The organism is Coleofasciculus sp. (assembly GCF_046539235.1).
In the GTDB taxonomy this organism is placed as follows: domain Bacteria; phylum Cyanobacteriota; class Cyanobacteriia; order Cyanobacteriales; family Coleofasciculaceae; genus Coleofasciculus.
Map to the genome: position 1 here is coordinate 1 of NZ_JBKHHI010000132.1, position 15013 is coordinate 15013.

Annotated in this window: 10 protein-coding genes; 4 read left to right on the forward strand and 6 right to left on the reverse strand. The window is 44.3% G+C overall.

Annotated elements, in window-relative coordinates:
* The first annotated feature begins 408 nt into the window (after nucleotides 1-408).
* The 3 genes from ACLFWI_RS13840 to ACLFWI_RS13850 all read left to right on the forward strand — a co-directional run bounded on the left by ACLFWI_RS13840 (nucleotide 409) and on the right by ACLFWI_RS13850 (nucleotide 5661).
* The gene (locus ACLFWI_RS13840) at nucleotides 409-2085 is read left to right on the forward strand and encodes an alpha-glucosidase family protein (RefSeq protein ID WP_446413404.1); all 1677 of its coding nucleotides are present in this window, start codon (nucleotides 409-411) and stop codon (nucleotides 2083-2085) included.
* Between the two features lie 58 nt (nucleotides 2086-2143).
* The gene (locus ACLFWI_RS13845; protein WP_446413405.1) at nucleotides 2144-3823 is read left to right on the forward strand and encodes an alpha-glucosidase family protein; all 1680 of its coding nucleotides are present in this window, start codon (nucleotides 2144-2146) and stop codon (nucleotides 3821-3823) included.
* A gap of 116 nt (nucleotides 3824-3939) precedes the next feature.
* Entirely contained in the window at nucleotides 3940-5661 is a 1722-nt protein-coding gene (locus ACLFWI_RS13850) for an alpha-glucosidase family protein (protein ID WP_446413406.1), read from the forward strand.
* Nucleotides 5662-5934: 273 nt separating this feature from the next.
* Here the strand turns inward: ACLFWI_RS13850 and ACLFWI_RS13855 are convergent, their stop codons facing one another.
* Together ACLFWI_RS13855 and ACLFWI_RS13860 are read right to left on the reverse strand one after the other, a co-directional pair.
* Nucleotides 5935-6474, reverse strand: a complete 540-nt coding sequence (locus ACLFWI_RS13855) for a Uma2 family endonuclease (RefSeq protein WP_446413407.1) — start codon at nucleotides 6472-6474, stop codon at nucleotides 5935-5937.
* A 49-nt stretch (nucleotides 6475-6523) separates the two neighbouring features.
* Nucleotides 6524-6748, reverse strand: a complete 225-nt coding sequence (locus ACLFWI_RS13860) for a helix-turn-helix domain-containing protein (RefSeq protein WP_446373681.1) — start codon at nucleotides 6746-6748, stop codon at nucleotides 6524-6526.
* 254 nt (nucleotides 6749-7002) lie between these two features.
* Here ACLFWI_RS13860 and ACLFWI_RS13865 point away from each other — a divergent pair, with 254 nt between their 5' ends.
* Nucleotides 7003-7452 (forward strand): hypothetical protein, encoded by a 450-nt coding sequence (locus tag ACLFWI_RS13865; protein WP_446413408.1) that lies wholly within the window; start codon nucleotides 7003-7005, stop codon nucleotides 7450-7452.
* Nucleotides 7453-7600: 148 nt separating this feature from the next.
* On the opposite strand, the gene ACLFWI_RS13870 is transcribed toward ACLFWI_RS13865, so the two are convergent.
* The 4 genes from ACLFWI_RS13870 to ACLFWI_RS13885 all read right to left on the reverse strand — a co-directional run.
* Nucleotides 7601-10369 (reverse strand): ParA family protein, encoded by a 2769-nt coding sequence (locus ACLFWI_RS13870; RefSeq protein WP_446413409.1) that lies wholly within the window; start codon nucleotides 10367-10369, stop codon nucleotides 7601-7603.
* A 516-nt stretch (nucleotides 10370-10885) separates the two neighbouring features.
* Nucleotides 10886-12331: a sensor histidine kinase gene (locus ACLFWI_RS13875; protein WP_446413410.1), complete on the reverse strand. Its 1446-nt coding sequence runs from the start codon at nucleotides 12329-12331 to the stop codon at nucleotides 10886-10888.
* A 130-nt stretch (nucleotides 12332-12461) separates the two neighbouring features.
* Complete coding sequence (locus tag ACLFWI_RS13880) at nucleotides 12462-13418, reverse strand: lysylphosphatidylglycerol synthase transmembrane domain-containing protein (protein ID WP_446406152.1); 957 nt, start codon at nucleotides 13416-13418, stop codon at nucleotides 12462-12464.
* Nucleotides 13419-13471: 53 nt separating this feature from the next.
* A partial coding sequence (locus ACLFWI_RS13885; RefSeq protein ID WP_446413411.1) for a hypothetical protein occupies nucleotides 13472-15013 on the reverse strand: 1542 nt, incomplete at its 5' end.

Sequence of the window (15013 nt, forward strand, 5' to 3'; positions counted from 1 at the left end):
GTTGATGGTTCATGGTTGATGGTTCATGGTTGATGGTTCATGGTTGATGGTTCATTGGTAATCCTCTTCCCCATCTTCCCCATCACCCCCATCTCCCCCATCACCCCCATCACCCCCATCTCCCCCATCTTCCCCAGCTTACTACCCTAGAAGGATGAATCATCAGCCTACCCCCTGTCAGGATAGTCCTGTAGATTGGTGGCTACCAGTTAACGAGAAAATCCTGATACTATCGCCGCAGGAATAGCACAAAGCTGCGGCTGAAACGTTAGCTGTGTAGATTCAAAGGGCAATCGCCTAGAGAGTCTCAGCGAGAACGAAGCCATATTCCATTGGCATTCCACCTGCAATCGGGTTAATTAGACCTAGGATTCGTTGTGCTGTTTCTGTTAAAAAAAAGGAGGTTTCATGCAACGCGAACAATGGTGGAAAAACGCTGTCATTTATCAGATTTCGCCGTGGAGTTTCAAAGACACCACAGAAAATGGCAAAGGAGACTTAGAAGGGATTATTGAGAAACTCGATTATATTGCTGCCCTTGGCGTCGATGCCATCTGGTTAACGCCCATCTTTCAATCCCCGATGAACGATCTAGCTTATGACATTACCGACATGCGTAAGATTGATCCGATGTTTGGTACGCTAGAAGACTTTGAGAGATTACTAAACTTATCTCACACCCTGGGAATGAAAGTAATGATTGATCAGGTTTGGAATCACACCTCAGATCAGCATTCTTGGTTCCAGGAAAGTAAAAAAAGTCGGGATAATCCTAAAGCCGACTGGTATGTCTGGGCAGATCCCAAAGAAGATGGTTCACCGCCGAATAATTGGCTATCCGCATTTATGGGTGAAAGCGCTTGGCAATGGTCCGGTGAACGCCAACAATTTTACTTCTATAATTTCCTCCCCAGTCAACCGGATTTGAATTGGCATAATCCGGACGTGGTTGATGCCTTGATGAAACGGGCAAAATTTTGGCTGGAGTTAGGCGTGGATGGTTTTCGCATTGATGCGCCTAACTTTTTCTTGCATGATGCCAAATTGCGAGATAATCCATCTCGCCCCGATGATGCACCGTTACCCGATGGCGTCGCCCCCGATAATCCTATTGTTCGGCAGTTATTTAAATACAATTTCTGTCGTGAAGAAACCTTAAAAGCGCTCAAACCGATTCGAGAACTGGTGGATCAATATCCTGGGGTAATCACTTTAGCTGAAGTCACTTTCTGTGAAGACTCAATTGTGCTATCCAGTCAGCATGTGGGTCCAGATAAACTGCATATTGCATATAACAGTGCGCTGCTGGTTGATGAACCGATGAGCGCTAAATTAATGCGCGATACTCTCAACAAAGTGCAACATTATTTCAGCGACGGTGGCAATTGCTGGATTGTTGGGAATCACGATTATGGTCGTCTCAAATCCTGTTGGACAGGAAAAGATGTCAACGGAAATCCCTATCCCGACGAATTTTATCATGGAATTGCGGCAATGTTACTCTCCCTACCCGGAGCATTTTGTCTCTATCAGGGAGACGAGTTAGGCTTACCCGAAGCCAGGATTCCAGAGGATATTCCCCCGGAAGAAATTAAAGATCCCTTTGGTAAAGCCCTATACCCGGAAGTCCCTGGGCGCGATGGTTCCCGCACACCGATGCCTTGGAAATCTTATGCTGCCCATGCCGGATTTACTGTCGCCCAACGCGCCTGGTTACCTGTTCCCGAGTCTCATTTGAATCTAGCCGTAAATGTCCAAGAACCTGATCCTAACTCCTTATTAAATACCTGGCGGCGGCTGATGCATTGGCGTCAAGATCAACCCGCTTTAATCAGCGGCATGACTAATGCTAAAGTCCTGGATACCGATGAACCGCTATTTGCTTTTATTCGGGAATCCGAGGAACAGCGGTTGCTGTGTATGTTTAATCTCGGTGATATGCCAGTACAGTATGATTTGTCGGCTTATCCAGATTGCCAAGAAGTCAAGGGTTCTGGGTTTACTACAGACCGATCGGGTGATATGTTAAAGATTCCCGCTTATGGTGTCTTTTTTGGGGAATTGAATCTATCTGAAGACTTGTAGAGACGTAGCATGCTACGTCTCTACTCCCCATCTCTCTGTTCCCTGTTCCCTGTTCCCTATGAATAACGTCAACTGTCAAAATCCTCAATTGGTTGATTGGTGGCGAAATGCCATTATCTATCAGGTTTATCCTCGCAGCTTTTTCGATAGTAATGGCGATGGTATCGGTGATATTCCAGGAATTATTGCTCATCTGGATTACATTACCGCCCTGGGTGTGGATGCTATCTGGTTATGCCCGTTATTTGAATCGCCAATGGATGATTTTGGTTATGATGTGACGGATATGTACTCCATTGATCCAGATTTCGGTACTCTGGAGGATTTTGATCAGCTTTTGGCAGATGCTCATAATTTAGGCTTAAAAGTAATTATTGATCAGGTGTGGAATCATACCTCAGATCAGCATCCTTGGTTCTTAGAAAGTCGCCAAAGTCGGGATAATCCCAAAGCTGATTGGTATGTCTGGGCAGATCCCCAAGACGATGGTTCTCCACCTAATAATTGGTTATCGGTGTTTTTAGGCAAAAGTGCTTGGGTATGGGCGCCTCAGCGAGAACAATTTTATTTTTATGACTTCTTGGAGTTTCAGCCCAAACTGAATTTACACAATCCCCAAGTTGTGGATGCCATTTTCAAATGTGCCACGTTTTGGCTAGAACGGGGTGTGGATGGATTCCGTTTAGATGCGGTCAATTTTTTGATTCATGACCCCAAATTACAAGATAATCCCCCTCGTCCAGAGGATGCGTCACCCCCGGATGGTATTCTCTCGGCTAATCCCTTAGCCAAACAACTGTTCCACAATCAAATTTGTGATGCCCAAAATTACCAGCTTTTGCAACAAATTCGCCAACATGTTGATTGTTATGAGGCGATTACGTTAGGGGAAGTTACACTGTCGGAAGATGCGATCGCTATCTCCAGCGATTATGTTACCGGAAGTGAACGATTACATCTGGTGTACAACAGTGCGCTATTTTTCGAGAACCCCTTCAGCGCCACCCAGATGCGTGAAACCTTGGAACGGATAGAACACCATTTCCCGGATGGGGGGAACTGTTGGATAGGCGGGAATCACGATTACCGTCGCTTGAAATCCCGTTGGACGGGGAAAGATGCCCAGGGTAATCCTTATCCAGAGGAATTTTATCATGCGATCGCGGCAATGCTCCTGGCTTTACCCGGCGCCTTGTGTCTGTATCAGGGGGATGAATTAGGGTTAACCGATGCCGAGATTCCCGATGATATCCCCGCCCAACAGATCAAAGACTCCTTTGGAAAAGCCCTTTACCCCGATATCCCTGGACGAGATGCCTCCCGCACCCCCATGCCTTGGCAAGCGGATGCAGCGAATGCAGGCTTCACTGAGGCAAAACAGCCGTGGTTACCCATACCAGAGGAGCATATCCCTTCTGCCGTTGATCTGCAACACAAGGACTCCAATTCCTTATTAAATACCTGGCGGCGTCTCTTACATTGGCGCAAACAGCAACCCGCCCTCATCCAAGGCAATACGAAGATTTTACAGACAGAGGAACCAATTTTGGCGTTTATCCGCGACGGTGAACAACAGTGTTTACTGTGTCTATTTAATTGGAGTGACGTACCCACTCACTATGACTTATCCGATTATCCAGACATCAAAGCCTTCACAGATTCAGGGTTTACGGCGGATAGACAGGGCGATACCCTCAAACTTCCTGCTTATGGTGTCTTTTTTGGAGAACTATTTTAATCTAGCCCCAGGAGGATGTCACGAATTTCTCCAATCGCCAAAAATTTGTGTCAGGCTGGACTTAGAGCCTTAGTACAGAGTAAAGCTACAAGAGGTAACAATAAAATTAATCGCGTATGAGTGAACAATCCACCCTCAACCCCACATCTACCACAGACCAGGTTAAAAAACCTGAACCCAATCAAAAATCCCATGAGTGGTGGCGTAGTGCCGTTATCTATCAAGTCTATCCCCGCAGCTTCATGGATAGTAACGGCGACGGCATCGGTGATCTGAAGGGGATCATGGAAAAACTGGACTATATTGCCTCCCTTGGCGTTGATGCGGTTTGGGTTTCACCGTTTTTCAAGTCCCCGATGAAGGACTTTGGCTATGATATTTCTGACTATCGTGCAGTTGAACCGATATTTGGCACGATGGAAGACTTTAAGCGTCTCCTGAATAAAGCACATGAGTTGGGGTTAAAGGTACTCATTGATCAAGTCTGGAACCACACCTCAAACGAACACCCCTGGTTTCTAGAGAGTCGCAGTAGTCACGATAATCCCAAAGCCGACTGGTATGTCTGGGCAGATGCCAAGCCCGATGGGACACCCCCCACCAACTGGCTTTCCACCTTTGGCGGAAATGCGTGGACATGGGACCCGATACGAGAACAGTATTACCTGCACAATTTCCTCGCCGAACAGCCAGATTTAAACTGGTATAACCCAGAAGTTAGACAAGCGATTCTGGATGTGGCACGGTTTTGGTTAGATATGGGTGTCGATGGTTTCCGCCTAGATGTGGTAAACTTCTTTACCCATGACCGTCAACTGCGGGATAATCCACCCCGACCCAAAAAGATGAAGCGACCGGCTGGGGCAGATGCTCACGATCCCTTTTTCTCCCAATGGAATAAATATAATTTCTGCCAACCGGAAACCTTAGAATTTCTCGAACCAATTCGGGAATTGATGAATCAATATCCCGGAACCATGACATTAGCTGAAATTAGTTCGGCTGAAGATACGGTGGTTACGTCCAGCGAATATGTTAAAGGAGAGAAACGCTTACATACAGCCTATAACTCAGCCTTGATGCATGATGAACCCTTGAGTTATAAGCGAGTGCGGGACATGATTGAGCAGGTTGAAACCCATTTCCAAGATGGCGTCATCTGCTGGACAGGGGGGACTCATGATTTTCCCCGACTGAAAAGTCGCTGGCTCAAGTTTCTGATTGATGATAAATTCACCCACGCCGTATTTGACCATTTATTTATCGCCCTACAGCTTTCGCTGCGGGGAGGTTGCTGTATTTATCAAGGGGATGAACTGGGTTTAACCCAAGCCACGATTCCCTTTGAAAAAATGCAAGACCCCTTTGGACTAGCCGGGTATCCGTCAATTGTAGGTCGAGATGGGTCACGCACCCCTCTCCCTTGGCAGAAAGATGCGCCCAATGCTGGCTTTACCACAGCAGAAGAACCCTGGCTACCCATTCCCGATGAACATCGCGACCAAGCGATTGACCAGCAGGACAACGAACGGATGTCTCTGTTGAATAAATATCGCCGTTTGATTCATTGGCGCAAGAAACAACCTGCTTTACTGAAAGGGGATTTAACGGTGTTGGATACAGAGGAACCGTTACTCGGGTTTACTCGCCAATGTAAGGAACAAAACCTTCTTTGTCTGTTTAATTTGAGTCCAATGCCTGTGCATTATGATTTATCTCCCTACCCCAACTGTTATCGAGCCGATGAGTCTGATTTTATCAACCGACGGTATGATGGGGTCGTAGAAATTCCTGGCTATGGCGTTTATTTTGGCAATTATTCGCCGGAAACTGAATAGCGTTCACTTTTCAAAGGTGATAATCAAGGGAGGATTCGCGAGGATTCTCTCTTTTTGTTCAGAAATGCGTTTTGACCAAGTTATAGTAGATTGGGTAGAGCGTAAGCGTTACCCAACAGAGATTAGGAAAGAAAGTAGGGGCGCATAGATGTGCGCCCTTACCAACGCCGAAAAACCGACTACCCCCGTTTTGGTAGGGACAAGATAAAGGGTACAAGGCAAAGAGTAGGGATGCAAGGTATAGAAATAATAACTGTTTAGACAAACATAATATCAATCCAATAATTCATCCACGGCTACACTAAATCCTTGTAATACCTCCTGTGTCCTGGCGACCTCACCCTTACCAAACCATAACTTTTGAGTTTGAGTCAGCACAAATATTAAGCGATTCTCTGGTAAAACTAACCAAACTTCCTGACAACCTGACTCCAAATACTCAGTCGCCTTTGCCCAAAAATCTTCAACTAAGTCAGTCGGGGAAGCCACCTCAGCAATTAACGGAAAACTGACAGGAAGTACCTCAAACTCACCATACTCTTCAAGCAATTCGCGAGTGATATAAGCAACATCTGGACGCCGCCCTTGTTTATGGGTACGACAGGGGGCTTCTGTCAACACTTCTCCCCCTTGTTCACTGGAGATTTTATAACTCCTCCAGTAATAATCTAATCTGGATTGAGTGACACTGTGCTTAAACGTCATTCCATTTTTCTCAACAAGTTTCCCATTCACCCACTCCATGCGATCAGGAGGATTTTGCATATAGTCTTCCAAGGAGAAAACTTGTTGTCCAACAGGAGTAGTCACCATATCTGCTTACTTTCCTTGGGTAACAATTACAATTGACAGATAACTTAATCTAGGAGCGATTTTCTGTCGCTTCTACCAGTTCCGCCATAGAACAATTCAACATCTCTAGCAAGCGCTGAACCTGAGCCACCGTCAGGCGAGGTGGATTTGAACTCGTCTCCCACACGTAGATTGTTTTTTCCGTCACTCCCAACTCCATCGCTACTTGTCGGCGAGTTAAGCCAGCACGGTTTCGCAATTCCATCAAAGTTACTTGATTACTTGCTTCAGTCATTATATACTGAACGGTAATTACTGTAAGGTATAGATAAAACGGTAAAAACAAGAGATACACTAAAGAGCAGACGACTCGGAAAGCAATCGCCCCTAGACCTTCTGAGTTACCCGTTCTTTCCTCAGTGTCTCACCTTGTTCACCCGTTCTTGTCAATTACGACAGTGAGTCTATACCGCATCAGAAGCCAGCGCCTCGACCGACCAAGTTTCCGCGCTGGCTCTGGCTCCCTCATACAAAGGAGATAAATCCATTATGAAACATACTGACTGGCTGCGACTCCACCGAGAAGGAGAAAGCTTTTGCGCCATTGCCAGAGAACAGGGGTATCTGTGCTACAAACAAGCCCCTCGCCTATCTTGGAAACTGCACAAACCGGGTCAGATCACGTTCTATCTGTTAACCTGGCTTCCTGCGCCCATAAATGAATGGAATTTGTTACCCAACGATACCAACCCCGAAAGAACCCAGCTTTACCGGATTATCCAGCAAACCCTAACTAAGCGGCGAACCGAGGAGACGAAACGACAGACTCAAGCCTACAGCTATCCTTGGACAATTGTACGGTTACTTCCCGATGCTCGTCGCTACACCATAGCCCGGTTCTACAATCGACAGGATGCTTGGGATCATTTGAGGCTGTTAAATCGATTTATACCTGCGGCGGAATTTGAAGTAGTTTTCGATGTACCTGACGAAAAATAACTGATAAATACTTCTGTTACCGTTTTAGGTAAGGTGGGCAAGAATTTCCTACGTTGAAAAGCTGCAAAAATAAATTGATTCATCTTGCCCACCCTACAGTTACTCTTACTATAGAAATGTAGCATACAACGTCTCTACACAACTAGAATTAGATAATCCCTGAGCCTAGAGCCTTGCGCTTCAACACGACAACCCGAGGACGCGCCCCTTTATTTAACGTGAATTCTAGACCTGCGCGGAAAATTTCTGGCATATAATATCGCGGCGTATCATCTTTAGCTCTGTCTTCATAAACCACTCCGATTTCTTCTAGCATACTTAATGTTGATGGTTCGATATCAAAATTATCTAAGGTGAATGGGACTCGCATTTCTTTTGGGTCTTTAGATTGAAGAGTATTAACCCATGTTCTAAAAGCGAGATACTCCTCTTTGGCTTCTTGAACCTTCTTCTTACTACAGGGTTCTAAAGCACGACGAATCGCTTGGGGTGGTAAGAGACGGCTGGTAGACCACTTTTCAAATTGAATTTCTTTGGCATTTTCTATTGTTTCATCAGCAGCATGATATAAGAAGCGCACAATATCTCTAGCTTGTAGCCTTCCCTTAAAATCTGTCAAAGCGGCAAATACCCAATTGGGTGTATAAGCTTCTTTTGACTTATCAGAACCCAGCTTTTTGCCCCATAAATTTTCCAGCTTTTCAATTAGCTGTTCGCGAGTCATGCTATCTAGTTCTGATTCATCAGCATCGATGACTTGCGCTTGACTACAAACCCAAAAAACTAGATTCATAAAAGAATCAGCATCCCAATATAAATCATAAGACCCGTAGAGATTTTCAAATTGAGATAAATTATGGGTGATGGCGTAACGGACAAAATCACGCCGGATGAAAATAATTAAGCCTAAGTTATTTTTTCTAATTTCTGATAACCGGGCTGGTAGACGAATCAGAGACTCAATCGCGGCTTGCTGGATGGGATTAGAAGATGCGTCAGAAAAAATATCTTCTAGCCCATCAAATAAAAAGATTACCCGCAATGATTTCTGCTTCAGGGCATTGTTAATATCATTAAAACTCCAATAGTCTTTTGTTTCTGGATCAAGACCGACAGTTCTGGCAATCTCTTTAATCCAAAATTGTGTCCATTCCTGCTTGCCCCAGTTTGAGTTGGCAAGTGCTGCTTGAATCTTATCGTTATATTCTGACTGAGAAAACTCAGAAAAACTATTGTCTGAAGCAGATATGACTTCATTTCTTGCTTCTTGAATAATTTTAATGGCATTATCGCGGAGATTCAGCGATTGCAGCATGGGAAATACATAAGTTTTCGCTTCAGATTCATTCGTTTCACCCAAAACTCGCTGAATAAAGTTTTGCCAATACTTTAAACGTGACAACTGAATATAGTTAAACGTCTTACCTGAACCTTTGGAGCCAATTGAGACTACACGCGGTAACTCATCCCGAAAAGTCGTGGCTAAGTTTTTCAACGGCTCAGTTACTAACAAGTTTTCTCCTTGTCCACTTTCAGCATATTCATACTGCTGACACACATCTCTGAGACGACGCACTGCTGCCAAGGGATCAGAGTCCTGAGTTGTTGCTAAATCTAAGCGCTGTTCTTTAGGTTTGATTAACTGACTCTCTGCCCACTCCTTAGCCACTTTCATGACTGAAGTCGGGCTAAGCTTTGAACGAGCATCCTCCCAATTATTTAAATAAAGCAATTCCTGAGTAAAATCAGTTTCCTTTATTTTTAAACGAGTTTGATAAATATCGCCTTGAGACTGAATATAAGCCGCCTGGAATCTAGATAAAGCCTCGTCAAAAGCCGGGAGCGATTTAAGTTCTGGTGTGAGTAGAGTAATCAACAGTAGAGGATCATAGTAGCCTTCTTCTTCAACATCTGTCTCCGGCGGGGCGGTGTGACTTAACTGCTGCAAGACTAAACTCGAACCATTGACTGATTGGTCATTAATGGTGGTTACGATAAACCGTTGGATTCTCGGATCAAAAATAATCGGACTGGAAATTTCACTTAAACCAGAACGCAGGTCAATGAGTACATAATCCGCATCTACAGCCTGACCTAATTGAGATAAAGCATTCCCAAATTCCCAGGCTCCATCGATAGTTCTGACTAAATGTTCGGGTAGAATAGGTGTATCGAGTAATTCGCGATCGCCAAGACAAGCCGGAAGAAAGTAAATTGTCGATTTTCCATCCCGTTTGGGAGATTTTTTCAGCTCTTTCGCAAAAAAGGAAAGCACTCGATCGGGTTCCAGAGCTGAAGCATGGTAAGCTTCCAGAAAATTAATGAAAGAAACAGTAGGTTGTTGTTTTTCTGAGCGATTCCAGTAGGTTAGACCCGGTGCTTCTAAATCAGCATCAACGACTAAAAATGTTTTGGCTTGATTGAGTTCTCTGGTTCGCTCAAGTAAAGCAAAAAGATGGGCGGCTAAGTGCAGGGTTCTGCCTACCCCTCCTTTGAACGAATAAAAAGCAACTAATTGGGGGCTGGTACTGGGATAGGCTTCTGGAATATGGAGATTTTTGGGAACTTCAGTCTCTGGCTCACCATTATTTTGCAAGTAAGCTACTTCTTCCCAGAAGGGACGAATCGGAATATAGGTATCGCCGCTTTCTTCCTCGTGAATAAACTCGACGGGTAAAATTACCTCGCCCAAATCCAGTTGAATTAAATTATCGTCTTGTTGATACCAATCCCCAAACCATTCTTTGAGAGCTTGCTTGGCATTATCTAGATAATCCTCAGACCATAAGCCAATTTCTATAGCATCAGAAAAACTCCGAATGCTGACGATACCCTTTGGCAGACGACTTCCATAGTTTGTTTCTCGACGAATAACTCGCCGAACATCCAACCACGTCAAGAGTCTCATTGCTTTCATATATTTCTTAATTCTCCTTTAATCCACTCAGCTATAGCAACCGCCATAGCGGTTAGGACACATCATTTATGTTCCAGACGCGCCATGGCGCGTCTCTACAATGGTGCCGAAAGTCCTAATCGATGTGTCTACTGCTATATCTGAAACAGCATTGACTCTAAATCTTTATCTTGAATTTGAGAGTTTTTGGCGTCGGCGCATCAGAATTGCCTTGAGTCCACATTCAACCGCGTAAAACAATAGCAGACGATGAGGGTTAGTTCTAGGAGTTTTGCTGGACGAAGCGAATAGGTTTTCTCGCCAAGCTTTTTCTATTTCTCGGTGTGTGAATTGGATCACGTTACTCTTGAACGCTACAGTCAATCACTTCAATTTTAGTCTAGTTTAGTGTGGTGTGATAAACATGCAGCAGTTTTTTTAAAGAGGTAAGTAGTCGGACAATGCCTAACTAGACTAGCGTTGGGGCAAAACCTTGCTACCTAATTAACTATGACCTATGAACTATGAACCCTAAACTCAAATCGGAATTTCAATCACAAACTCGGTTCCTTGACCCGGTGTGGAATTACAGGTAAACTTTCCACCATGTTTTTCAACAATGATTTGATGGCTAATTGACAATCCTAAACCCGTACCTTTCCCCGGAGGTTTAGTGGTAAAAAAAGGCTCAAAGATTCGCTGTTTCAGTTCGTCATCTATTCCCGGTCCATTATCGATAATGCGAATAACCGCACGCGCCCCAGATTTCCCATTATCAATTAATTCTGTGCGAATCCAGATGGATGGCGTTATAGTTTGCTCACTGTCCCCATTAGCGGGTTGAGAACGCATATCTTTTAGGGCATCAATGGCATTGCACAGCACATTCATAAATACCTGATTTAACCCACAAGGATAACAAGTGACTAAAGGCAGTGTGCTATAATCCTTGAACACTTTAATTTCTTGCTTGTTTCCTTTGGATTTTAAACGATAGTAGAGCATGACTAGGGTGCTATCTAGCCCTTGGTGAATATCTATCGATTGCTCTTCGTCTGCTCCAGATAGAGTTTTGAGGGAATAAACAAGTTGGCGCAGACGTTCAGCCCCCATTTGCATAGATGACAGGGTTTTGGGAAAGTCTTCAACTACAAACTCTAAATCAATTTCTTCGGCTTCCTGTTGAATTTCTGGTGCCGGTTGGGGATTATATTTGCTGTAGAGTTGGAGTAAATTTAATAAATCTGTGGTATACTGTTGAGCATGGGGAAAATTGTTACATAAGAAATTAACCGGATTATTAATTTCGTGGGCAACTCCAGCCAGCAATTTGCCTAAGGTGGAAAGATGTTCTTTTTCGATCAACTGTTGTTGCGTCTGGTGCAGTTGATTTAATGTCTCCTGGAGTTGTTCGGCTTGGGCTTTGTATTTTGCTTGGGATCGCCGCAAGGATTCTTCAGTAACTTTGCGCTCGGTGATATCTGTGACGAATCCTTCATAGTAGAGTAAATTCCCTTCGCGATCGCGCACCGCCCTAGCATTCTCACAAATCCAGATGATCTGCCCATCTTTTCGATACACCTGGGATTCAAAGTCTGTAACTGAATCGTGCGATCGCAGTTTCTCAATAAAGTCCCGACGTCGATTCGGATTCACATAGAGTTGTTGTCCAATGTCGGTTAGCGTTTCCAATAGTTCCGCCGGAGATGCATAACCATAAATCTTTACCAGCGCTGGATTGCAGTCAATAAAATGCCCGTCTGGAGTGGTTTGAAAGATACCCTCGACGGCACCCTCAAACATGCTGCGATATTTCCTCAGGGCTAACTCCATATCTTGACGTTCTGCAATTTGATCCGCTAATTCCTCATTCAACACTTCTAACTGCCGAGTTTGCTTAACCAAATTAGGACACAAGGGTTTGTCTGACTCCGACCAATCAGGTGGACTGTTCAGTAAACTGTCGCTGCTGGGAAGTAACATGGGCGCGTTGCTAAGCTTATCTGGGCATTACTACTAGCTTCTAGGATTTGGATCACTTATTCAGTGATATGTAGTCCGCAATGCTTGTGATTTTAGTCACTAAATTGAGTGAGGTTAGTCACATTAAGCGCTACGTGTCTTGACTGCCCTTGATTGTACGGACTGTTGCCAAAAATTGACTCAGGAACGGTAATCCGCCAATAGCAGGTAAAAAGTAACGCGAGGTACACAGCAATCCCAAGGCGGCGGCAGTTGCGGGGTCTAGATAGTCCTGATAAAACAATACTAATGCGGCATCGCGTGTACCAACTCCGGCAAAGGTTAGAGGTAATAATCCGGCTAAAATGGCGAGGGGAGACAAGGCGAGATTGACTAGAAATGGAGTCGTCGCCTTCAGCGCTAGGATAAAAAACCAAATTTGTAATAAGTGTAAAAACCAAATAAAAATCGACGTTCCGGTAATTTTGATAAGCTGGCGTTGATCGCGCCAAAAATAGTCATGCATGTCGCCCCAAGAGCCTTGCATTGTTTCTAGTTTGGAACGCATTTTCTTGGGGGCAATCTTGCGAGCCACGATAAAGAAAAAATAAGCAAATTTTCGAGACGCCAAGAGGCAAATTCCCAAGATTAAACCCACGCCCACCGCCGCCGTCATCAGCCAAAATAGCCAATCTTTCGGTTGATAGAGTAATAAACCAAAAACACACCATAACAGCAGGGATAACAGATCACAAGCCTTTTCAAAAATCACCAGCGATAATGAAAGAGTCCCACTCAAATGACCGCGCTGTTTCATGAAATAGGCTTTGGCAATATCCCCCATCTTGGACGGCAGTACCATATTTAAAACACTTGCCGCTAAGATTAACCGATTTGCCTCAAAAAAGCCCAAGCGAGAGCCACTGGGCATCAGTTGTTGCAACCGCCAAGACGTGAATAAGGTTAGGGGAACAACCATTCCCAAGCTTACAGGCATCCAGACGCGATCGCTATTTTGAAAAACGGCAACGAGTTCGGGAAAATCAATTTTTGAGTAAATCACTGCCAGGATAATTAGGCTGACAGCGATTGAAATTAGTCGTTTCATAATTTATTGTTCATTGTTGATGGTTCATGGTTCATTGTTGATGATTTATTCGTTTAAAATTTTCGCTCTAATCGCAGCCATTCATAAGCATCTAGCTTCTTAACCTCATTGGTTAAATCTAACCAGGGCTGTAATTGTCCCCGTTGAAACGTGCGACTCATAACCACATAAATTGAAGTTTGATCGCCACCAATTCCGGCAGCGACTACCTCTTTCCAGGACTGAGCTTGCAACTCATCAGTGATATGCCACTGTCCATTTTTCCACTCGATCAAGCGACGGAAGTGGAACGGAGCTTTTTGCTTGCCTGTAATTAGCATTTTTTGTAAGAGTTTGCGGATTAAGTTGGGAAAAAAGCGACCCACTGTGAGCATGACAACTCGCAAAATTAGTAAATTTGTGGGGGTCATTTGTTTCTGTTTTGCCCACCCCAACTCTCCTTCAATCATAATTTCATTTTCCTCAACTTTGACTTGATAGGTATCAACTAAATGACCGACAGCATTTTTTATCTTTTTACCGGTTATAACTTGCAATGAAAATTGAGTGTCAGAGGCGACTAAACCCTTGTCCTGAAACAGTTTAAATACTCCCCCTTTGTTTAAGGCTAAATACAGTTCCGTATTTTGGCGACGGTCAATTAAAACTTGTGCCTCTCTAAACCAAACTCGACCGGGAGAACGGGTAGTGGGTTCAGGTCGAGTTGACATAAAATCTCGCCATGTGAGTAAATAGTTCCAGGTATGGTGACCAATAATGTGATCGTCAGCATAGCAAGGAGCCAGTCCATTTGCCAGTCCCACCAGGACGCGATCGTTAATTTCTAGGGCTTGGGGATACCACTGTCCCACCAGTTCAAAGCCATGGGGAAAGAAATTGTATGTATTGCGACTGGTATATTCTCCCCCATAAGAACCATCAGGATGCACAAATTCAGCCGCCAAATCAACCGCTTTGACTAATGCTTCTTTAATCCGAGGATCAGGTCTAAGTTGATAAATCCGCGCTAAACAAGAAATCGTTAACGTATGGTAACCGGGGTCACAACCTTCGTACTCAATAAACCAACCTTCGGGATTTTGCCAAGATAATACTTGTTCTAAACGTTGCACTCTAGCTCTATCCCATTTTGTGGCTTGTAATAGATTAGACAGTAAATCTAGGCAAAGAACAATTAAGGCTTGGTGATTAGTCAGGCGTCCACTTTCTTGATGATGGGCTAGCCAATCGGCTCGTTTTTCAAAAAACTTTAAAGCAATTGGATTATTTAACCCTAATTCTTGATAACTGTCAATACAGGCAAGTAGGGAAAATGCCGCTGCGCCTCCGGCTCGTTCATAAGGGAAATAATCATCGCAAGACCCATCCGGATGAGCGCTTTTAGCCGCATAAAGAATTCCGGCTTCCACCCAATCTTGCATCGCTGGTTGTTGGTAGAAAGGATTATCGGATAATTGAGTATTATACGCCAATGCCAGAGGCAGAACAAACTCCTGAGCCATCCCACTGGGAAAATCGATAATTTTATACTGCCAGAAGTTGCGGTCAAAACAACCGTAGGTAGGACTGTGCGGGTTGCGGTCTAGCAGGGTAAG